This window comes from Ancylobacter sp., from assembly GCF_965249975.1.
Lineage (GTDB): Bacteria > Pseudomonadota > Alphaproteobacteria > Rhizobiales > Xanthobacteraceae > Ancylobacter.
Genome location: NZ_CBDFNE010000003.1, coordinates 205,096 through 225,745, shown reverse-complemented (window position 1 = coordinate 225,745; position 20,650 = coordinate 205,096). Strand labels below are relative to the sequence as shown.

Annotated in this window: 16 protein-coding genes; 7 read left to right on the top strand and 9 right to left on the bottom strand. The window is 66.9% G+C overall.

Annotated features, from left to right (window positions below; genetic code table 11):
- The first annotated feature begins 200 nt into the window (after positions 1-200).
- The 4 genes from ACP2AH_RS01170 (at position 201) to pcaF (ending at position 5,608) form a co-directional block, all read left to right on the top strand.
- A complete protein-coding gene (locus ACP2AH_RS01170; protein WP_425104151.1) occupies positions 201-2,039 on the top strand; it encodes a sensor histidine kinase in 1,839 nt (612 codons plus the stop codon).
- On the top strand, positions 2,039-3,397 hold the full coding sequence (locus ACP2AH_RS01165; RefSeq protein WP_425104150.1) for a sigma-54-dependent transcriptional regulator: 1,359 nt from the start codon (positions 2,039-2,041) through the stop codon (positions 3,395-3,397). Before ACP2AH_RS01170 ends, ACP2AH_RS01165 begins: the two co-directional genes overlap by 1 nt.
- 283 nt (positions 3,398-3,680) lie before the next feature.
- Positions 3,681-3,896: a hypothetical protein gene (locus tag ACP2AH_RS01160; protein WP_425104149.1), complete on the top strand. Its 216-nt coding sequence runs from the start codon at positions 3,681-3,683 to the stop codon at positions 3,894-3,896.
- A 506-nt stretch (positions 3,897-4,402) separates the two neighbouring features.
- Positions 4,403-5,608 (top strand): 3-oxoadipyl-CoA thiolase, encoded by a 1,206-nt coding sequence (gene pcaF, locus ACP2AH_RS01155; protein ID WP_425104148.1) that lies wholly within the window; start codon positions 4,403-4,405, stop codon positions 5,606-5,608.
- Between the two features lie 136 nt (positions 5,609-5,744).
- Here the strand turns inward: pcaF and ACP2AH_RS01150 are convergent, their stop codons facing one another.
- Genes ACP2AH_RS01150 through ACP2AH_RS01125 form a run of 6 tightly spaced genes read right to left on the bottom strand, consistent with a single transcriptional unit; the run spans position 5,745 to position 12,845 of the window.
- Positions 5,745-7,688 (bottom strand): 3-hydroxyacyl-CoA dehydrogenase NAD-binding domain-containing protein, encoded by a 1,944-nt coding sequence (locus tag ACP2AH_RS01150; protein ID WP_425104147.1) that lies wholly within the window; start codon positions 7,686-7,688, stop codon positions 5,745-5,747.
- Complete coding sequence (locus tag ACP2AH_RS01145; RefSeq protein WP_425104146.1) at positions 7,685-8,941, bottom strand: CaiB/BaiF CoA transferase family protein; 1,257 nt, start codon at positions 8,939-8,941, stop codon at positions 7,685-7,687. Before ACP2AH_RS01145 ends, ACP2AH_RS01150 begins: the two co-directional genes overlap by 4 nt.
- A 20-nt stretch (positions 8,942-8,961) precedes the next feature.
- Complete coding sequence (locus ACP2AH_RS01140; protein WP_425104145.1) at positions 8,962-9,966, bottom strand: ABC transporter ATP-binding protein; 1,005 nt, start codon at positions 9,964-9,966, stop codon at positions 8,962-8,964.
- 29 nt (positions 9,967-9,995) lie between these two features.
- On the bottom strand, positions 9,996-10,994 hold the full coding sequence (locus ACP2AH_RS01135; RefSeq protein ID WP_425104144.1) for an ABC transporter ATP-binding protein: 999 nt from the start codon (positions 10,992-10,994) through the stop codon (positions 9,996-9,998).
- The gene (locus ACP2AH_RS01130) at positions 10,991-11,827 is read right to left on the bottom strand and encodes an ABC transporter permease (protein ID WP_425104143.1); all 837 of its coding nucleotides are present in this window, start codon (positions 11,825-11,827) and stop codon (positions 10,991-10,993) included. Before ACP2AH_RS01130 ends, ACP2AH_RS01135 begins: the two co-directional genes overlap by 4 nt.
- 4 nt (positions 11,828-11,831) lie before the next feature.
- On the bottom strand, positions 11,832-12,845 hold the full coding sequence (locus tag ACP2AH_RS01125; RefSeq protein ID WP_425104707.1) for an ABC transporter permease: 1,014 nt from the start codon (positions 12,843-12,845) through the stop codon (positions 11,832-11,834).
- 183 nt (positions 12,846-13,028) lie between these two features.
- Between ACP2AH_RS01125 and ACP2AH_RS01120 the strand changes: the two genes are divergently transcribed.
- Entirely contained in the window at positions 13,029-13,883 is an 855-nt protein-coding gene (locus tag ACP2AH_RS01120) for an IclR family transcriptional regulator (protein ID WP_425104142.1), read from the top strand.
- 23 nt (positions 13,884-13,906) lie between these two features.
- Positions 13,907-15,232 carry an acetoin dehydrogenase dihydrolipoyllysine-residue acetyltransferase subunit gene (locus tag ACP2AH_RS01115; RefSeq protein ID WP_425104141.1) on the top strand — a complete coding sequence of 442 codons (1,326 nt, stop codon included), beginning with the start codon at positions 13,907-13,909 and terminating at the stop codon, positions 15,230-15,232.
- Between the two features lie 15 nt (positions 15,233-15,247).
- Here ACP2AH_RS01115 and ACP2AH_RS01110 read toward each other — a convergent pair whose 3' ends face one another.
- Genes ACP2AH_RS01110 through ACP2AH_RS01100 form a run of 3 tightly spaced genes read right to left on the bottom strand, consistent with a single transcriptional unit; the run spans position 15,248 to position 18,308 of the window.
- Positions 15,248-15,886: a class II aldolase/adducin family protein gene (locus tag ACP2AH_RS01110; RefSeq protein WP_425104140.1), complete on the bottom strand. Its 639-nt coding sequence runs from the start codon at positions 15,884-15,886 to the stop codon at positions 15,248-15,250.
- Between the two features lie 17 nt (positions 15,887-15,903).
- Positions 15,904-17,160 carry a four-carbon acid sugar kinase family protein gene (locus tag ACP2AH_RS01105; RefSeq protein WP_425104139.1) on the bottom strand — a complete coding sequence of 419 codons (1,257 nt, stop codon included), beginning with the start codon at positions 17,158-17,160 and terminating at the stop codon, positions 15,904-15,906.
- 8 nt (positions 17,161-17,168) lie between these two features.
- The gene (locus ACP2AH_RS01100) at positions 17,169-18,308 is read right to left on the bottom strand and encodes an acyl-CoA dehydrogenase family protein (protein WP_425104138.1); all 1,140 of its coding nucleotides are present in this window, start codon (positions 18,306-18,308) and stop codon (positions 17,169-17,171) included.
- Between the two features lie 158 nt (positions 18,309-18,466).
- Between ACP2AH_RS01100 and ACP2AH_RS01095 the strand changes: the two genes are divergently transcribed.
- Complete coding sequence (locus ACP2AH_RS01095; protein WP_425104137.1) at positions 18,467-20,644, top strand: alpha-ketoacid dehydrogenase subunit alpha/beta; 2,178 nt, start codon at positions 18,467-18,469, stop codon at positions 20,642-20,644.
- Positions 20,645-20,650: the final 6 nt, after the last annotated feature.

The following is a 20,650-nucleotide window of genomic DNA, read 5'->3' as shown; positions in this document are numbered from 1 at the left end:
GTTGGTTGGGACGCGGCAGACGTGCCGCAGGCCCCGTTCCGCAAGCGCCGTGCCAGCGGGCGCTCGTCCCCGGCATGTCTGCTAAGTCGTTGACAAATAAGAGGTCGCGAGGACTGCTTCGGCAGGCTCTCGACAGAATGTGCGAAATATCGCACAAATTGGTGGGCAGTTCGTGCGACTTTCCGCACAGGAGGCGCTGCGTGCGGTCCATCCCCGGCCTGATCCGTCTCCGCCTCTGGCTCCGGCGCCGGGGACGCGCGCGCACACTCGTGCCGCTGCTTGCCGCGCTGGTCCTGCTGGCGGCGCTCGACCAGATGGCGCGGCGCGGCGCCGAGGCCTGGGTGATGGCGCAGCTGAGCCGCGAGGCCGAGGCGTCCGCCGGGCTGCGGGCGGCGATGCTGCGCAGCGAGATCGAGAAGCAGCGCTCCCTGCCGGTGGTGCTGGCGCAGGATCCCGATGTGCGCACGGCGCTGACGCGGCGCGACCCGCCCGTGCTGCGCGGGCTCGACGCCAAGTTCGAGGCGCTCGCCGCCGGCACGCGCGCCAGCGTGATCTATCTGCTCGACCGGCAGGGCGTCGCGCTCGCCGCCAGCAATTACCGCGACCCGACCTCCTTCGTCGGCAATGACTATGCGTTCCGGCCCTATTTCCGCCAGGCGCTGACGGAAGGGGAGGCCGAGCACTTCGCCTTCGGCACAGTGAGCCGGCAGCCGGGCCTTTATCTGGCGTGGCGCATCGACAGCCCGGCGGGGCTGATCGGCGTCATCGTGGTGAAGGCGGTGTTCGCCGAGGTGGAAGCGGAATGGCGCCGGCTCGACAGCCCGATCTTCGTCACCGATACGCGCCAGATCGTGCTGGTGACCAGCGTGCCCGGCTGGCAGTTTCGCGCCACTGCGCTCATCCCCGAGGCCGAGCGGGCGCGAATTCGCGCCAGCCTGCAATTTGGCGACGCCGCGCTCAGCCCGCTGCCGATCACCGCCGAGGGCGACGACCGCGTCCGCGTGACGATGCCGGACGGCGGCGCGGCGCGGACCTTTGTGGAGGCGGCGGCGCCCGTGCCCACCACCGGCTGGACGCTGCATGTGCTCAGCCCGATCACTGCCGCCGCCCAGGTGAGCATCGCCGCGGCGCGGGTGCTCGCCGTGCTCGCCGGCGCCCTGCTGATGGGCGGTCTGGCGCTCATCTGGTCGCGCCGCCGGCAGGCGCTGCGTAAGCGCCGGCAGGAGACGCGGGCGCGGCGGGAACTGGAGCGGCGGGTGGAGGCGCGCACGCTGGAACTGAGCGCGGCCAATGACCGGCTGCGCGAGGAAATGGACCAGCGCCAGCACGCGCAATCGGCGTTGCAGGGGCTACAGGACGAACTGGTGCAGGCCAGCAAGCTGGCGGTGCTCGGCCAGATCGCCGCCAGCGTCGCGCATGAGGTGAACCAGCCGGTGGCGGCGATCCGCACCTTCGCCGAAAGCGGGGCGATGCTGCTGGCGCGCGGCGACACGGGCAGCGCCTCCGGCAACCTAGCCACCATTGTAGGCCTTACCGAGCGCATCGGCGCCATTACCGGCGAACTCCGGGCCTTTGCCCGCAAGGCGCCGGGTCCGCTCGGCCCGGTGTCGCTGCGCGCGGCGGTGGAGGGCGCACTGCTGCTCGTCGGCTACCGGCTGAAGGAGCAGGAGGTGGCGCTGGAGCTCGACATGGGGCCGGAGGACTTCTTCGTCCGCGCCGAGCGGGTGCGGCTGGAACAGGTGCTGGTCAACCTGCTGCAGAACGCGCTGGAGGCGCTGGCCAACCGTCCCGGCGGCCGGGTGCGGCTTGCGGCGCGGGCGGAGGGCGAGCGGGTGCTGCTCACCCTCGCCGATAATGGCCCCGGCCTGCCGTCGGCGGTGCTGGACGCGCTGTTCATTCCCTTCACCACCACCAAGCCGGCGGGGCTCGGCCTCGGGCTGGTGATTTCGCACGACATCGTCGCCGAGTTCGGCGGCGCGCTTACCGCCGCCAATCAGGACGGGGCGGTGTTCACTCTCAGCCTGCCGCGGGTGCCGTGATGGATGTGGCCTTCATCGACGACGACGCGACGCTGCGCGCCGCCAATATGCAGGCGCTGATGCTCGCCGGCCATGAGGTCGTGGCCTATGCCTCCGCCGCCGCCGCGCTTGACGGGCTGGACGCCTCCTTCACCGGCGTGGTGGTGAGCGACGTGCGCATGCCCGGCATGGACGGGCTCGAACTGTTCCGGCGGCTCAAGCGCATGGACCCGGACCTGCCGGTGATCCTCATCACCGGCCATGGCGACATCACCATGGCGGTCGAGGCGATGCGCGAGGGGGCGTATGATTTCATCGCCAAGCCCTATCCGCTCGACCGGCTGCTCGGCACGGTGCGCCATGCCCTGGAGAAGCGCCGCCTCGTGCTCGACAACCGCGCCTTGCGGCAGGCGGCGGAGGAGGCGAGCGCGGACATGCCGCTGCTCGGCACCACGCCCGCCATGGAAAGGCTGCGCCAGACGCTGCGCCAACTCGCCGATGCCGATGTCGATGTGCTGGTGGAAGGCGAGACCGGCACCGGCAAGGAAGTGGTGGCGCAGGCGCTGCACCGCTGGAGCCGGCGCGCCGCCCGCCCGCTGGTGGCGGTCAATTGCGGCGCGGTGCCGGAAACGGTGATCGAGAGCGAATTGTTCGGGCACGAGCCCGGTTCCTTCACCGGCGCGGTCAAAAAGCGTATCGGCCGCATGGAACATGCCCATGGCGGCACGCTGTTTCTCGACGAGATCGAGGCGATGTCGCCGGCGCTGCAGGTGAAGCTGCTGCGCGTGCTGGAAGCGCGCGAGATCGCCCCGCTCGGCACCAATGAGGTGCGCAAGGTCGATATCCGCGTGGTGGCGGCGTCGAAGATCGACCTGCTCGAACTGGTGCGGCGGGGCGGTTTCCGCGAGGACCTGTATTACCGCCTGCACGTCGCTACCGTGCGCATTCCCCCGCTGCGCGAGCGCCGGGCCGACATCGCACTGCTGTTCGGGCATTTTCTCGCCCGCTCGGCCAAGCGCTTCCGCCGCCCGGTGCCGATGGTGACGCCGGCGATCCGCGCGCATCTGGCCAGCCATGACTGGCCCGGCAATGTGCGCGAGCTGGTGCATTACGTCGAACGGGTGGCGCTCGGCCTGGTCGAGCCGGCGCCGGCGGCCGTGGTGGCGGACGAGGAGGCCGGCGCCAGCCTGCCCGAGCGGGTGGAGGCCTTTGAGGCGGCGCAGATTCGCGACGCCTTGGCCGCCACGCGCGGCGATATCCAGGCGACGCTGAAGCGCCTCGGCATCCCGCGCAAGACGCTCTACGACAAGCTGCGCCGCCACGGCATCGACCAGTCCGCCTATCGGCACGAGGCGGAGCCGGGCGCGGGCAGGGGATAGGCGAGGGGGGCGGCCCGGCCTTCGACCGGCGTCTTCTCAGTCTGCGGTCAAAGTGGAACAGTTGTGACGAAGTTTCCGAGCCCAACCTTCTGGAGAGACGCGTGGCGCTCTATGTTCCGATACCTCTTGAGGTGCCGATTAAGTGCAGCCTCAGTGACATCATCCGTCTTTCTTCTGACGGGCGGCGCGTCGTCGCATACTTTGTCGTTCCGCATGATGAAAAAAAGCGCTTAAGGTCGTATTCGATCATATCTATGTAATGCGGATGTGCGATGAGCATGTATTGAATCTTGAGGACTACCCCAATTCCGATGGACTCGTTGGTGAACATTTCCTCTATCGGATGGAGGGGGCTGATTTTCTTCTCAATCAGCCTGCGGTCAAAGAGAGCTATGAGGAAGCCCATCACTTCCGCTGTGTGACAGGCTCAACCTGCCTGGACGTTATCGCGATCGTGCCGCCAACGGTGACGTTGGTGCCCCGCGAAAACGCGGCGTAGTTCTGCCCCGGATCGGGTCGACTTTGAGAAGACGAACAAGGCCCTCCGGGCGGCCTCCATGGGGCCGTTGAAGGGCGCGTATCCATTCCAAGCCCCCACTCGGCGCTGCGGGCGCATGCAGAAAGTCTGGGCGATCGAAGTTGGTGGGCACACACCATCGCCCCATCGCCCCATCGCCCCCTTGCGCGCTTTGTCATGAGGAGCGTCGGGACGAATCCGTTGCAACGGGCCTCTGAAACCGGATAGACTTTGAAAGTGGAATTTAGTTCCATAAAAAGTGGTGGGGTGCCCGCGGGCGCCGCCGGTCGGAAGGAGACGACCCCCTAGAGATCGCACTCTTCTTGGCTTGCTCGGCAACGCCCGAGAGCGGCGGGCGTCAAGCGCTGCATGCGCGGCTTCCAACGCTCCTCGCGTGCTGAGCCGGGTAGGGCGGCGCGGCCGCCTCCCGGGCGGGTGCGCAGCAGGCGAGCCCAGGGCAAGTATCTCCATCAGCAGAGGAATCTTGGATGGCTGAGGCCTATATCTGCGACTACATCCGCACCCCGATCGGCCGCTTCGGTGGTTCGCTGTCGTCGGTCCGGGCCGACGATCTTGGAGCGGTGCCGCTGCGTGCCCTGGTCGAGCGTAACCCGTCCATCGACTGGTCGGCGGTCGACGATGTGCTGTTCGGCTGTGCCAATCAGGCCGGTGAGGACAATCGCAATGTCGCGCGCATGTCGCTGCTTCTGGCCGGACTGCCCCAAGGCACGCCGGGATCGACCATCAACCGCCTCTGCGGTTCGGGCATGGACGCGTTGATGTCGGCCGCTCGCGCCATCAAGGCTGGCGAAGCCGATCTGATGATCGCCGGCGGCGTCGAGAGCATGAGCCGTGCGCCCTTCGTCATGCCCAAGGCCGAAACGGCCTTTTCGCGCCATGCTGAAATCCATGACACCACCATCGGCTGGCGCTTCGTCAATCCGCTGATGAAAGAGCAGTACGGCGTCGATTCGATGCCCGAGACCGGCGAGAACGTGGCTGAGGCGTTTTCGGTCTCGCGGGCCGATCAGGATGCCTTTGCCGTGCGTAGCCAGGACAAGGCCGTTGCCGCGCAAGCGAGCGGACGCCTGGCGAAGGAAATCGTGCCGGTATCGATCCCGCAGCGCCGGGGCGATGCCATTATCGTGGCCAAGGACGAACATCCGCGCGCCGGCACCACCATCGAGGCGCTGTCGAAATTGGCGACGCCGTTTCGTCAGGGCGGCACGGTCACAGCCGGCAATGCCTCCGGCGTCAATGATGGCGCTGCCGCACTCATCGTCGCCTCGGAGGCGGCGGTGACGAAATATGGCCTGACGCCGATGGCGCGCGTGCTTGGCGGCGCCACTGCCGGTGTCGCCCCCCGCCTCATGGGCATCGGTCCGGCCCCGGCGACGCTGAAGCTGTGCGGCCGGCTGGCCATCACGCCGGCGGACTTCGACATCGTCGAACTCAACGAAGCCTTTGCCTCACAGGGCATCGCCGTGCTTCGCCAGCTCGGCATCGCGGAGGATGCGGCGCATGTGAACCCCAATGGCGGCGCCATTGCCCTGGGCCATCCGCTGGGCATGTCGGGTGCGCGCATCGCAGGCACCGCGGCTCTCGAACTCGGCCTGCGCGGCGGCAAGCTTGCGCTGGCCACCATGTGCATCGGCGTCGGCCAGGGGATCGCGATCGCTCTCGCGCGGGCCTGATCCCGCTTATGTCTGGAGCACGTTCCGATCGGATTGCCTCGCAATCCGATCGGCAGCTCCCGACCACTGGCCGAGCCACGTCACGCGCGGTCATTTATCCCGATAGGTGGTCGACCGGAGGGGTCCTCCGTGCCTGTCACGAAGGCTGCCGCCGGGAGAGGAACATCGGCCCGCCATGCTTGCGCGGGAAGCCGTATCCATGGACTTCCACCAGGTCGATATCGGCCGGCGAGCCCGCAATGCCCTCGTCCAGGATCGCTTGCCCCTCCGCCGCCATGGCGTCGATGAGGCGCGAGACGATCGCGTCGGCGCCCAGCTCACGCGGTGCACCGACAAGAGGCGCGATCAGCCGGGCCGCTTCCGCCGAAGGAAGGGGCGTGCGGCTGCCCGGGGCGTAGTCATACCAGCCCGCCCCGCTCTTCTGGCCTTTTCGGCCCGCGCGCACCAGAAGGTCGCCGGGTGTCTCCGGTATCGCCTCGCCACGGGCGCGGGCGGCCTCGCGGTGCAGGAAGGAGATGTCGAGACCTGCCATGTCCTGCATCTCGAACGGCCCCATCGCATAGCCGAAGCCGCGCATGGCGGCGTCGATGGCGGCAGGGGTGACGCCGTCGCGCAGCATGGCCTCGGCCTCGGCGCGATAGCGGCGCAGGATGCGGTTGCCGATGAACCCGTCGCAAATGCCGGAGCGTACGGGCACCTTGCCCAGCGTGCGGGCGAGGTCGAAGCAGGTGGCGAGCACCTCGGGCCGGGTTTGGGGGATCGGCACAATTTCGAGAAGCCGCATCACCTGAGCAGGGCTAAAGAAATGCAGGCCGATGAAGCGGTCGGGATGAGGTAGGCCCTCAGCGATCTGCCTCGGGTCGATATAGGAGGTGTTGGTGGCCAGAACAGCCTCCGGCCGGCACACGCGCCCGAGGTTGGCAAAGACGTCACGCTTGACCGCAAGATCTTCGAACACGGCCTCGATGACCAGCTCGCAGCCGGCGAGCGCCTCGTAGCCGACCGCGCCGGTGACGCCCCGCATGCGAGCCTCGGCTTCCTCGTCGCTGAGGCTCGCTTTCTTTCGGGCGGCCTCGAAGATGGCCTTCAGCGCGGTCAGGCCGCGCTCCAGGCTTTGTTCGTCGCGCTCGATCAGCACGACCGGGATGCCGGCGTTGCGCAGCGCCGCCGCGATGCCGACGCCCATCGTGCCGCCACCGATGACGCCGGCGCTTGCCAGCGGCAGCGCGGCGATGCCGCGCAAATCGTGGGGGCGCGGCGCGGCGCGCTCGGCGAAGAAGAGGTGGCGAAGCGCGGCCGCTTCCTCGCTGGCGCGCAATTCCAGGAAGATCGCGCGCTCCCGGGCCAAGCCGGCTTCAAAGCCGTTCTCGACGCCGAAACGCAGCGCGTCGAGCGCCCGTGGTGGGGCGGATGCGCCACGGGCGGCGCGGCGGACCCGCTGGGCGGCCTCTTCCCACAGCGCGGGCTCGGGAGCGGCAACAGGGCGGCGCGAAACGGGCGCCGGCAGCGGGCGGCCGAGGGCTTCCAGAGCGAATTCTACGGCCTTGTCGACGAGCGGCTCCGGCACGAGACGATCGACGAGGCCGAGTTCAGCGGCGCGTGCTCCATCCAGAGTCAGGTTTTCGGCGGCCACCCGGATCGCGGTTTCGACACCGATCAACCGAGGCAGGCGCTGCGTGCCGCCGGATCCGGGGATGATGCCGAGATTGATCTCGGGGAGCGCGAACCTAGCGTCGGCCGTGGCGACCCGCAGGCGGCAGCCGAGCGCCACTTCGAGCCCGCCACCCAAGGCGGCGCCATGCACCGCCGCGATCCACGGCTTGGTGGCGTTCTCGATCCGCTCGATCACCGCGGGCAGGGCGGGCATCTCCACCGGACGGCCGAACTCCGTGATGTCGGCCCCGCCGACGAAGAGCTTGCCGGCCCCCGTCAGGACCACGGCCCGGATGTGATCATCGGCGTCCAGCTCGTCGACTAGGGCCAGCAGCCGCGTGCGCACGGCCATGTTGATGGCGTTGACCGGGGGATTGTCGATGGTAACGACCGCTATCGCGCTGCGGCGTGTGACATGGACGCTCATACCGTTTCTCCGGCGGGCGCGAGCGGTGCAACGGAAGCGGCATTGCGGCAGCCAATGATCCCGGAGGCGGCAAGGCTGTCGATGCGGTGATCGTCGAGGCCGAGAACGTCGCGCAGCACGATGCGCGTGTCCTCGCCGAGCAGCGGCGGCGCCTTGGGCGTGTGCGCGCGCTGGGCGGCCATGCCGTGCGCGGCGCGGATGAGCGAAATCGGGCCGAGTGCGGGATGATCCAGCTGCTGGACCACGCCGCGTTCCACCACGCTCGGGCTCCTGAGGGCTTCGGCGACCGTCTTCACCTGTCCGGCCGGCACGCTCGCCCTGTGGCAGGTGTCGATCCAGTGATCGCAGGTGTTCCCCCGCAGGATTTCCGCCAGCAGCGGAAGGAGCTCCTCCCGGTGCAGCGCCCGCTCGTGCGAGGAGACGAAGCGCGGATCGCGGGCAAGCTCGGGCCGGCCGATCACCTGCTCGCAGAAATCAACGAACATCCGGTCATTGCCCACGGCCAGCGCAAAGACGCCGTCGGCGGTTTCGAAGACCTGATAGGGCACGACGGTGGGGTGGGCGTTGCCGTAGCGCTGCGGCTCGACGCCGGCGTTCAGATAGCCGGTGCCGACATTGATCAGCATGTTGAGGGTCGAATCGAGCAGGGCGACGTCGATATATTGTCCGCGCTCGGTCTCGCGTCGCTGGTAGAGCGCGGCGAGCACCGATTGCGTGGCGACCATGCCGGCAACGATGTCGGTAAAGGCGACGCCCAGGCGGCTCGGTGGGCCATCCTCCTGGCCGGTGATCGACATCAGGCCGCTTTCCGCCTGCATGATGAAATCATAGCCGGGCCGCTCCCGCTCGGGCCCGGACTGTCCGTAGCCGGAAATCGAGCAATAGATGACACGCGGGTTGATCTTGCGGATGTCCTCATAGCCGATGCCGAGCCGGTCCACGGTACCGGCGCGGAAATTCTCGACGATCACATCCGCTTTCGACGCGAGGTCGAGCACGAGCTGGCGTCCTTCGGGCGCCTTCAGGTCGAGCGCGATGCTGTGCTTGCCGCGATTGGCGCAGAGATAGTAGGTGCTGACGCCCTTGTAGTTCGGCACCGACCAGGCGCGGGTGTCGTCGCCACCCTTGATGTTCTCGATCTTCCACACCTCGGCACCGAGATCGGCGAGGCTCATGGTGGTCCATGGCCCGGCCAGCACGCGGGTCAGGTCGAGCACGCGAATGCCCTTGAGCGGCAGTTCTTGTTCAGTCATGTCGTCCTCCCTGCTCCGCGTCAGGCGCGGGCCGACAAACCCGGGTCGATTGCGGTTGGGAAATGGCAGGCGACCGAATGGCCTTCGCCAAACTCCGCGAGAGGCGGCTCCTGTTGCGCGCAGATCGGCTGCGCGATGGGGCAACGCGTGCGGAAGCGGCAGCCTGACGGTGGGTTGAGCGGGCTTGGAAGATCACCCTTCAGCACGATGCGCGAGCGCGACCTCTCCAGCTTCGGATTGGCGAGCGGAACGGCAGACATCAAAGCCTGCGTGTACGGGTGCATGGGGGCGCCGTAGAGCCGCGACTTGGATGCGATCTCGACGATCTTGCCGAGATACATCACCGCCACACGGTGCGAGATGTGCTGCACGACGGACAGGTCATGGGCGATGAAGACGAAGGCGGTGCCCATGTCGCGCTGGATGTCCTTGAGCAGATTGAGCACGCCGGCCTGCACGGAGACATCGAGCGCGGACACCGGTTCATCGAGCACCAGCAGTTCCGGCTTGAGCGCAAGCGCACGGGCGATGACCACGCGCTGGCGCTGGCCGCCCGAGAGTTCGTGCGGGTAGCGCTGCCCGTGCTCGGGATTCAGGCGGACGAGTTCCAGCATTTCCGCCACGCGATCCTTTCGCTGCGCGGCGTTCAGATCGCTGATGCGCAGCGGTTCGGCGATGTTCTCGGACACCCGCATCCGTGGGTGGAGCGATGCGTAGGGATCCTGGAAGACGAGCTGGATCTTGCGCCGCAGACGCCGCATTTCGGCTGGCGTGGCCAGGTTGATGTTCCGGCCGTGGAAGAGGGTTTCGCCGCTCGTGGGTTCGATCAGCCTCAGGATGCACCTGCCGAGCGTGGACTTGCCGCAGCCCGACTCGCCGACGAGGCCGAGTGCCTCGCCGGCATTGACGTCGAACGACACGCCGGCAACCGCATTAACCTGAGCGACCTCGCGCTCGATCAGGAGGCCGCCCTTGATCGGGAAGCGCTTCGTCAGGTCGCGTACAGAGAGAAGGACTGGGGGCATAAGGACTTGGGGCATAAGGACTTGGGGCATCAGGCTGCGCCCTCGGCTGGAGCGCCAGCGAAGTGGCAGGCCGCACTATGGCCTTCGACGTTCCGCAGCACGGGGGCCGTCGTCCGGCAGATGGGCTGCACCTGCGGGCAGCGCGGATGGAAAGCGCAGCCGCCCGGAAGACGGCCCAGGGCGGGCGGCGCTCCCTCAATCGAGAACAGCCGCTCCTTTTCCTCAGCCATGTCGGGGATGGAGGCGATGAGCCCGCGCGTATAGGGATGACTCGGGCGCTCGAACAGATCGTCGATGCCTGCCTGTTCCACCACCTCGCCGGAATAGACCACGGCGACCCGGTCCGCATGGCCGGCGAGAACCCCGAGATCGTGGGTTATAAGGATCAGCCCGAGGTTCAGCCGCCTCTTGAGATCGTTCAGAACCTCCATGATCTGGGCCTGCACGGTCACGTCGAGCGCCGTGGTGGGCTCGTCGGCGATCAGCAGATCCGGGTCGTTCGCAACGGCCATGGCGATCATCACGCGCTGGCGCATGCCGCCGGAAAACTCGTGGGGGAACTGGTGGATGCGCCGGTCGGGCTGCGAGATGGCGACAAGGGCCAGCAGCTCGACCGCGCGATCGAGCGCGGCCTTCTTCGATGCCGCCGGGTTATGAAGGAGAATGGTCTCGGCAATCTGGGCGCCGACGGTCATGACCGGGTTCAGTGACGAAAGCGGGTCCTGAAAGATCATGCCGATGCGCGAGCCGCGGAGCGTGCGCAATTCGCGCCGGGACATTCCGACCAACTCGCGTCCCTTGAACTTCGCCGACCCGCGAACCTGGGCCGTCTTTGCCTGCAGACCGAGCGCGGCCAACATGCCAACCGACTTGCCCGAACCGGATTCGCCGACGATGCCCAGCACCTCGCCGTGATCGACGTGGAGGTTAATGCCGCGTACCGCCTCGAAATGGTGGCCGAGACGGCCGAAGGAGACACGCAGGTCTTGCACGGAGAACAGCGGTTCGTGCCGCATGTCGCGCCTCATCTGGACTTCGGATCGAAATAGTCGTGCAGGCCGTCGCCGACGAAATTGAAGCCGAGCACAATCGTCAGGATGGCGAGGCCCGGTCCGAGGGCGACCCACCACGAATAGAACTGGGACGCGCCGTCGGAGATCATTGACCCCCATTCCGGGGTTGGCGGCGCGGCGCCGAGACCGATGAAGCTCAGCGAGGCGGCAAGCAGGATCACCTGGCCGAGATCCATGGTGGCGCTGATGAGAACCGGGGTCCAGCAGAGCGGCAGAATATGCTTCAGCAGCACGCGCGGCTTGCTCGCACCGGCGGCGATGGCCGCCTCGACATGCTCGCGCTCCCGGACCTCCAGCACCTGGGCGCGCATCAGGCGGGCATAGATCGGCCACCAGACGATCACCATGGCGATGGCCGCATTCTCAAGGCCGGGACCGAGCGAGGCGGCGACCGCCATGGCGAGCAGCATCGGGGGGAAGGAGAGGGTGACGTCTACCAGCCGCATGATGGCGGCGCCGCCCAAGCCGCCGATGAAGCCGGAAATGGCGCCGAGAAGCGCGCCGATGGCGACGGACAGCGCCACCACGATCACGGCGATGGGCAGCGAATGGCGTGCGCCATGCAGCGTGCGGCTCAGCACATCACGCCCCAGCGCATCGGTTCCCAGCCAGTGGTCCCAACTCGGCGCCTGCAGACGGCGTCCAACCATGTCGACCGGGTCGTAAGACGACATGAAGGGGGCCAGAAACGTCACGGCCAGCCAGAACAGGACGATGGCCAGGCCGATGGCCAATGGCAGCGATATCCAGCCGACCCGTCTGAGCGAGGAAAAGGAGAGTGCGCTCATGGGCCTACCCGAGACGGACGCGGGGGTTGGCGATGACATAGGCGACGTCGGTGAGCAGATTGGTCACCAGGAAGACAATGCCGCCGACAATCGTCACGCCAATGATGGCCGGAAAATCGAGACCGCGGGCGGCATCCACCGCATAGGATCCCATGCCGGGCCACGAGAAGATCGTTTCGGTGAGCACCGCGCCGGTCAGCAGATAGGCGAAGGAGTAGCCGATCACGGTCAGGGTCGGCACGAGCGTGTTGCGAAGCGCGTGACGGGTGACGACCCGGAATTCGCCTGCGCCCTTGGAACGGGCGGTGAGGATGAATTCGCGATCGAGGACTTCGAGCATGTTGGCCCGCACCAGGCGGGAGATCGTGCCGGCGACGGCCCAGCCGAGCACGAAGGCCGGCAGGATCAGATGCCATACCGCGTCGGCGAAGAGCTTGAAATTTCCGGCTAGCAGCGTGTCGATGGTCATGAAGCCGGTAATGCGCGGCGGCAATGCCGCGCGCGGATCCAGCCGGCCGGGTCCGGGCAGGATGCCGAACTTGACCGAAAACACATAGAGCAGGGCAAGGCCAAGCCAGAAGACCGGTACCGACGAGCCGATGAGCGCGAAGAAGCGCGCCAGGTGATCGGTCGGTGTATTGCGGAAATAGGCCGCCAGCACCCCGAGCGTGATGCCGATGGTGGACCCCACCAGCATGGCCGCCATCACCAGTTCCATCGTCGCGGGGAGCCGAAAGAGAACATCCTGCGCCACCGGGCGACGGGTGATGAAGGACGTTCCCATGTCGCCGCTCAGGAGATTGCGGACATAGATCACGTATCGTTCGGGCAGGCTGCGATCGAGGCCCCAGCGTGCCTTCGCGGCCGCGACGGCCTCCGGGTCGTTCATCTGGCGGTCGGAAACGATCGAGGCCAGCGGGTCTCCCTTGGTCACCGTCGTCAGGAGAAAGGCGAGGGTGACGATGCCGAGCACCAGAAACGGCATCGCGATGAGGCGGCGCAGTATATAGCGTGTCAAGAAGACGTCCCCTCTGCCTGATGCCGGTTCTGCGGGCGCGGATATGCGGGCGGTCGCTGCAACGTCATTATTGACAACAGCCACGGCGGCCGTCAACGTAAATGAAATTATATTCCATTTGTGCTGCAGCGAAGGGGCCGCTAAGTGCTTCGACCGGTATGATGTGGTGGGAGAGACGGACAGATGCGCAAACGTACCAAGCCGGCTGAAGGGGGTGAGGTCGGGGAGGGCAGCAACCCGGCGGCCTCGTTGACGCGCGGGCTGGAAATTCTGCGCGCGTTCACGGCCGATGACGGGACACTGGGAAACCAGGACCTGCTCGAACGCACCGGGCTGCCCAAGGCGACCGTGTCGCGCCTGACCGCCACGCTCGTCAATCTCGGCTATCTGACCTATGACGAGACGCTCGGCCGCTACAGCATCGGCTCGGCGACCGTGTCGCTGGGCTATTCGGCGCTGAGCTCCAATCCCGTGATCTATATGGCGCGGCCGCTGATGCAGGAGCTGGCCGACAAGACAGGCGCGGCGGTGGCTCTTGGCACGCGTGACGGGTTGGAGATGGTCTATCTCGCCAATTGCCGCTCGATGTCGCCCGTCACCCTCCGGCTGAACATCGGCTCCAAGGTGCCGATCTGCCGCACGGCGATGGGCCTCGCCTATCTCGCCGAGATGAAACCGCCGATCCGTGCCTCGGTGCTGGCGCAGGTGTCCGCGGTCGAAAAGGACCGAGCCGCGCTGTCGGCGCTCGTCGATAAATCGGTCAGGGACTATGAGCGCGACGGCTTCGTCAGCGTCTTCGGCACATGGCACAGTTACATAAATGCGGTCGGCGTCGCGTTTCGGCCGACGGATGGTTCGCCGCTCGTGGCCCTGACCTGCGGCGGCATCGTCGACCTCCTGCCGCAGCAACTGTGCCGTGACGTGGTCGGGCCCGAACTGGTGCGGCTGACGCAGCGCCTGCGCGCCCGTCTCGCCGGGGATCCCGACACGGCGCCTGTCCCGCCCTCCACGCCCGACTGGACCACGTCAGCAGAATAGGCCTCGCTCCCCAAGGACCCGCCATGCCCGTCAATGTGATTTTCCCGAAAGTCAGCCTGGAAATGGCAAGCGGCAGCGTCTCGCGCTGGCATGTCCGGGAAGGCGACATGGTCGCGAAGGGGCAGGTGTTGTTCGAGATCGACAACGACAAGGCAGCCGTGGAAGTGGAATCGCCGGCCGCCGGTATCATTCGCGATCTGGTCGGGAGCGATGTCGAAGTCGATGTGGGCGCGGATGTCGCCCGTATCCTCGCCCCTGACGAGGTTGCTGCCGACGCGCCGCCGCTGCCGGTGCAAATGGCGCCTGCGCAGGCCGCCGTGCTGCCTGTGGCAGAGCCGAATGCGCGGCCGGCGGTTGCGACCTCGCGGCGGCACATTCCCAACCCGACCCCGCTCGCGCGGCGCCTCGCCCGTGAACACGGGATTTCGATCGACGGGTGGAAGGGAACCGGTCCGCGCAATCGCGTGCAGAAGAAGGATGTTCTGGCCGGGCTTGCCCAGACGGCGACGGCGGGCGCGCCGGACTCTCGGCTCGCCTATAGCCAATTCGTGCCGGCAGCGCCGTCGCTCACGCCCGGTCTGGGGGGCAGCCAACGGCTCAACGCGGTCTGGCTTCGCCGGGGGGAAGGCCTTCCCGTCGTCATGCTGCATGGTTTCAGTGGCGACCTGAACAACTGGCGCGGCCTGTTTGCTGGCGGTCGCGTCGACTTTCCGGCGCTGGCGCTGGATCTTCCCGCGCACGGCCAGTCGCCGCGCGGGGTGCCTGCTGACCTCGACGAAATGGCCGAACTGGTCGAAGCGACGCTGGCCGCCGAGACGATCGGACCGATGATTCTTGCCGGCCACTCCTTCGGCGGCGCGCTGGCGGCGCGACTGGCACGGCGGGCGCAGGCGGATATTCGTGGCCTTTGCCTCTTCGCGCCCGCGGGGCTGGGGCCGCAGATCAACGCGCCGTTCACCGAAGGTATCTTGAGGGCCCGCAGCGCCGAGAGCCTGCGGCCTTGGCTGGAGCTGCTGGTTCACGATCCGGCGACGATTTCCGACGCGTTCGTGCGGGCCGTTGTGCAGCAGCGCAAGGACGAGGATCTGACAAGGGCGATGGCAGCTTTCGCCAATCGCTTCTTTCCCGATGGCACGCAGAGCTTTTCGGTCGCCGCGGATCTAGCGCGATTGCCGCAGCTCGTGCGGGTCGTCTTCGGCCGGCAGGATCGTGTGCTGCCTTTCGGCTCCACGCGCGGTCTACCCGATAATGCGGCGCTGCATGCCTTCGACGCCTGCGGGCATATGCCTCATCTGGAGAAGCCGGAGCTGGCGCTGCGCATCCTCGGCGAGGTCTGGCGCAGTGCCTGATGGCCGTGAGCCAACCTATTGCTGGCCGTAGCTGCTGTAGCGGCTGTGCACCTCGGTCAGTTCGTCCGGCGTCAACAGCACCGGCTCGCCCCCCATGCGCGCCAGAAGATACTGGCGGGCGAGCATTTCGAGCTTTTCGGCGCGCATAAGGGCGGTGGCGAGGTCGGGACCGGTGGTGACGATGCCATGGTTCGACATCAGGCAGGCCGAATAGGTCGTGCCCATGGCCTCGATGACGGTCTCCGCGAGAGCCGGCGTGCCGAAGCAGGCATAAGGCGCGCACGGAACGATGTCGCCGCCGAAGCTGGCGATCATATAATGGAAGGGCGGCAGGGGACGCCGGAGCGTGGCCAGGGCCACGCTGTGGTCGGGATGGGCATGGACGACAGCCCCGGCAGATGTCGTCTGGTAAAGACGCGCATGGATGGCCCATTCGGAGGATGGCTTCCAGCGGCCCTGCCAGTTGCCGCGAAGGTCCATCTCGACGATCTGCTCGGGCGCGAGTTCGTGAGGGGGAATGCCGGTGGGCGTGATCAGCATGCCCTCGCCATGCCGCAGGCTCAGATTGCCCGCCGTGCCGCTGTTCAGCTTCAGCGCGAGGCTCTTCAACGTGGCGTCCACCAGCGCGACGCGCGGGGCGGATGGGCTGGACATGGGCCGATCTCCTTGGTTTACGCCTGCATGAGATCCAACGCGCGCAGAAGCACGTCGTCGGCCCCGAGCTTGCCCGGCTTGAGATAGAGCGAGATGGGGCGCGGGCCTTCCGCGACGCAGAAGCCGGTGCCGAGCGGCCCTTCGGGAAAGGCCCGCACGGCGCCGATGCCCAGCGCCGAGACGACGGCGCCCGAGGTCTCGCCGCCGGCGACGACGAAGCGGTTGACGCCCCTTTCGTGCAGGCCCCTCGCGATGGACCCCAGCAGATTTTCGGCACGCCGCGCCGCACCGAGCGGGCCAAGCACATGTTGCACGCGCTCCACGCCCTCCCCATCCGTTGCGGTGGAAATGGCAAAGGGCTGCGCACCGATGAAGGGGGAGGCCCATTCCAGCGCGGCCGCGATCGTCCCCGCGTCGCCCCGTGGGTCGAGTAGGTCCAGTGTGAGGACAGGATGGGCCTCGCCAAACACATCGAGCTGCCGGAGGATCACCGGGCCGACCGTGCCGGCAATCACCGCCGCCGGGCCTTCGGCGTGGCGCGGCGCGGGCCTCGGATTTGCCGGCTCGGCGCGGGCAAGCCGGCAGGCATAGGCGATGATCAGAGGATCGCTCGCCACGACGACGCTCGGCTGCGAACAGGCGATGTCGGCGGCGACCTCGGTGTCGTTGTCGTCACTCAGGTCGAACAGGACATGGCCCGCCCCTTCCGCCGCCCGCGCCTCGACGGCCGCGCGTGCCGCGCCGGCCCCCTTCAACAAGGTCGCGTGGTTGACCAGTGCGACGGGATGCGGCGTCTGCCGCGACAGGAAGCGCACGAGATCGGGGTCGGGCATCGGGGTTAGGGGATCGAAGCGCTTGATCGAGTCGGAGACCAGCCGGCCGCGATAGAAGAGATAGCCCTGATGCACCGTCGTGCCATAGCGGGGAAAGCCGGCGCACATCAGCACGGGTCGCAAGCCTTGCCGCTCTGCCAGAAAATCCGCCGCCGGCCCGATATTGCCTTCCTCGGTCGAATCGAACGAGGCGCAGGCCTTGTAGGCGAGCCGCGCATAGCCGGCCTGCACGAAGGCGTCCGTCATGCGGGCCAGCTCGCCAAGGGCCTCCGAAACAGGAATGGTGCGGGTGCGGGTGCCCGCAACGACGATCGGCGCGTCCGCCACGATGGCGGCCGGATCGAAGATGACGGGACAGTAGATGCCGGCGGCCTCGATATAGCCGGCGACCATGAGCGCGCCCGTGAAGTCGTCCGCTACGACACCGAGGAACCGGCCCATGTCTGACCTCAGGCGTTCATCATCTCGCGTGCGATGATGATCTGCTGGAGCTGTGAGGTGCCTTCATAGAGCCTGAACAGACGGACGTCGCGGTAGAAGTGCTCCACCGGATACTCCTTCATGTAGCCGGCGCCGCCATGGATCTGTACTGCGCGGTCGGCGACACGGCCGACCATTTCCGAGCAGAACAGCTTGGCGCTGGCGGACTGCTGGACGATGCGTTCCCCCGCATCGAAAAGGCGGGCGGCTTCCAGCACCATGGAGCGGCCGGCAAAGGTCTCGGTCGCGCTGTCGGCCAGCATGGCCTGGATGAGCTGATGTTCGGCGATCGGCTTGCCGAACTGGACGCGGGTCCGCGCATAGTTCACGGACTCCTCGCAAAGCCGCTGTGCGACGCCGACGCATACCGCCGAGATGTGCAGGCGCCCGCGATTGAGCACCTTCATCGCCGTCTTGAACCCCCGGCCTTCGACGCCGCCGATGATCGCGTCGGCCGCGACCCGGCAATTCTCGAAGATCACGTCGCTGGTATAGGTGCCCCTTTGGCCCATCTTCTTGTCGATGGCGCCAAAGCTGATGCCCGGTGACGCGCGTGGCACGAGGAAGGCGGTAACCCCCGCCGATCCCGGGCCGCCTGTGCGCGCCATGACCGTGAAGACATCCGCTACCGGGGCGTTGGTGATGAAGCGCTTGGTGCCGTTGAGGACATAGTGGTCGCCCTCGCGGACGGCGGTGGTCTTGACCGAGCCGGCATCCGAACCGACGTCCGGCTCGGTCAAGGCGAAGGCGCCGATGACCTCCCCGGTCGCCATGCGCGGCAGCCAATACGCCTTCTGCGCAGCCGTGCCGTCAACGATGATGCCCTGGGAGCCGATGCCGTTATTGGTGCCGATGACCGACCGGAAGGCCGGCGAGGTGTAGCCCAGCTCGAAGGCCACAATCACCTCTTCTTCCATCGTCAGGCCGAGCCCGCCGAATTCTTCCGGGATGGACATGCCGAAGAGGCCGAGGTCGCGCATTTCATCGACGAGCTCCGGCGGGATCGCATTTTCCTCTTCGACACGCGCCTCTGCCGGGACCAGCCGCTCGCGCACGAAACGCTGCACCGTCTGTGCCAGCGCCTCCAGCAGATGGGCGTCCCTGATCATGCCGGATAACCTTTCAAATGCTGTGAAAATTCCTGTTGCATCCAAAGGCTGGCACAGCTTAGTGTGCCGTTCAACAGAAAATCGGAATTTATTTCCATAAACAAGAATGGCGTTCGGCTGAGCGCTGACCGTCTCCGAGGGCTATTCCGGGAGCAACCATGGTTCGTCAGGTTCCGCTATCTCCTTCAGCCGCATGGTTTCGCCTTGAGCTCGAAGAGTCTGACTGGCGTGAGGAAGAGGCCCAAGACCTGATTCACTGGTATGGCCAGATGCTGCTGATCCGCCGTTTCGAGGAAAAGCTGCTCGATCTGGAGAAGGCGGGGCTCATCCACGGTCCGGCGCATGCCAGTATCGGCCAGGAGGCGGGCGCGGTCGGCGCGATGTCCGTGCTCGGCGCCGGCGACAAGATCAACGGCACACACCGCGCCCATCATCAGGTGCTGATGAAGCTCATCAACACCGAGGTGCCGCACGATTTCGATATCCGCCGGGATGCGTTCACGCCGGGCATGGATGACGCCGTCTATCGCTTCATGGCCGAGATCATGGGCTTGGCGCCGGGGTATTGTGGGGGGCGCGGTGGCTCCATGCATATGCGCTTCGCGGATGCGGGCGTGGTCGGCACCTCCGCCATTGTGGGTGGCAACCCGCCCCATGCGGTCGGCTATGCGCTCGCCGACAAGATGCTGGAGCGCGACCAGATTTCCGTCGCCTTCTTCGGCGACGGCGCCACCCAGAATGGTGCCAGCTACGAGTCGATGAACATCGCGGCAGCCCAAAGCCTGCCGGTGATTTTCTTCATTGAGAACAATCTCTACGGCGTTGCGACCCGCATTTCCGATGTCACGCGCGAAACCCGCCTTTCCTCGCGCGGCGCCATGCTGGGCATCACCTCGATCGAATGCGACGGCATGGATGTGGTGGCCGTCCACCGTGCCATGGCCGAGGCGCGCCGGCGCATCCGCGAGCAGGGCGGTCCCGTTGTGGTCGAGGCGCTCTGCTACCGCCACTTCCATCAATCCGGCAGCCGCAGCGGCAGCGACTTCGGCTATCGCACCACGGAGGAAGAGGCCGCATGGCGGGAGCGCGATCCGGTGGCACTGGCCAGGGAGCGGCTGATGGCGCTCGGCCATCTGTCGGCCGACGAATGCACGCGCATCGACCAGATGGTAACAGAGCGCGTCGCGGCGGCGGCCGCGCGGTTGACCGAACCGGTGCCGGGCGGCAATGCGCTGCGCATCCCGGACGCTCTGTGGCCGGATGCCGGAAACCCGGACCGGGGCATTCTGGGCGATCTGTCCGAACTGGCCGGCAGGCGGACGCTCGATCATGACCGGCTGAACGGCCTGCCGCTCGAAAAGGTGAAGTTCGTCACGGCGGCGTCGGAGACGATCGCGGCAGCGATGGATCGCGATCCGACCATCATCGTCATGGGCGAAGATGTCCACCAGATGCGGGGCGGCGTCAGCGGCTTCACCAAGGGTGCGCTGGAGCGCTGGCCCGGCCGGGTGCTGCCGATGCCGATCGCCGAAAACGGCTTTACCGGCGTGGCGCTCGGGGCGGCGCTCAACGGGCTTCGCCCCATTGTCGAGATCATGTTCGGCGATTTCTGCTTCACCGCCGCCGACCAGATCGCGCATGGGGTGGGCAAGGTCCGCCACATGTTCGGCGACGGTTTTCCGGTTCCGCTGGTCATGCGCGTGCGCGTCTCGCCGCACACGGGTTACGGCTCCCAGCACTCAAGCGATCCGTCCGCGCTCTTCGGCCTTTTCCCGGGCTGGCGCATCATCACGCCGTCGACCGCCTTCGACTATATAGGGCTGATGAATTCGGCGCTCGCCTGCAACGATCCCGTCGCCGTCATCGAACATACCGAGCTTTACCAGCGCGAATTCGAGGTTCCCCAGGGCGACCGCGACTACTGCATCCCCTTCGGTTCGGCACGGATCGTCCGGCCGGGAACCGCCTGCACCGTGCTGGCGACCTCGGTCATGGTCCAGAATGCGGTCAGGGCGGCGCATGAAACCGGCGTCGATGCGGAGATCATCGATCTGCGCAATATCGACCATCACGGGCTGGATTGGGAACTGATCGGTGCGTCCATCGACAAGACCGGCCGCGTGGTCATCGCCGAACAGACCGCCCGCAGCCTTTCCATGGGCGCGACCTGGGCGGCCGAGATTCAGGACCGCTTCTTCGACAGTCTTGACCACGAGATAGTGCGCGTCGCCGGCGGCCTTGCTGCGCCCACGGTGTCGGCGGTTCTCAATCGCGCGGCGCTCGCGGGCGTCGGCGATGTGAAGAGCGCCCTGCTGAGAATTGCGGAAAACCAATGAAACACG

What these genes read in the sequence shown, in the direction of transcription:
- ACP2AH_RS01165 (WP_425104150.1), top strand. Translation starts at nt 2,039, where the DNA reads ATGGATGTGGCCTTCATCGACGACGACGCGACGCTGCGCGCCGCCAAT.
- pcaF (WP_425104148.1), top strand. Translation starts at nt 4,403, where the DNA reads ATGGCTGAGGCCTATATCTGCGACTACATCCGCACCCCGATCGGCCGC.
- ACP2AH_RS01150 (WP_425104147.1), bottom strand. Translation starts at nt 7,688, where the DNA reads ATGAGCGTCCATGTCACACGCCGCAGCGCGATAGCGGTCGTTACCATC.
- ACP2AH_RS01145 (WP_425104146.1), bottom strand. Translation starts at nt 8,941, where the DNA reads ATGACTGAACAAGAACTGCCGCTCAAGGGCATTCGCGTGCTCGACCTG.
- ACP2AH_RS01140 (WP_425104145.1), bottom strand. Translation starts at nt 9,966, where the DNA reads ATGCCCCCAGTCCTTCTCTCTGTACGCGACCTGACGAAGCGCTTCCCG.
- ACP2AH_RS01135 (WP_425104144.1), bottom strand. Translation starts at nt 10,994, where the DNA reads ATGAGGCGCGACATGCGGCACGAACCGCTGTTCTCCGTGCAAGACCTG.
- ACP2AH_RS01130 (WP_425104143.1), bottom strand. Translation starts at nt 11,827, where the DNA reads ATGAGCGCACTCTCCTTTTCCTCGCTCAGACGGGTCGGCTGGATATCG.
- ACP2AH_RS01120 (WP_425104142.1), top strand. Translation starts at nt 13,029, where the DNA reads ATGCGCAAACGTACCAAGCCGGCTGAAGGGGGTGAGGTCGGGGAGGGC.
- ACP2AH_RS01115 (WP_425104141.1), top strand. Translation starts at nt 13,907, where the DNA reads ATGCCCGTCAATGTGATTTTCCCGAAAGTCAGCCTGGAAATGGCAAGC.
- ACP2AH_RS01110 (WP_425104140.1), bottom strand. Translation starts at nt 15,886, where the DNA reads ATGTCCAGCCCATCCGCCCCGCGCGTCGCGCTGGTGGACGCCACGTTG.
- ACP2AH_RS01105 (WP_425104139.1), bottom strand. Translation starts at nt 17,160, where the DNA reads ATGGGCCGGTTCCTCGGTGTCGTAGCGGACGACTTCACGGGCGCGCTC.
- ACP2AH_RS01100 (WP_425104138.1), bottom strand. Translation starts at nt 18,308, where the DNA reads ATGATCAGGGACGCCCATCTGCTGGAGGCGCTGGCACAGACGGTGCAG.
- ACP2AH_RS01095 (WP_425104137.1), top strand. Translation starts at nt 18,467, where the DNA reads ATGGTTCGTCAGGTTCCGCTATCTCCTTCAGCCGCATGGTTTCGCCTT.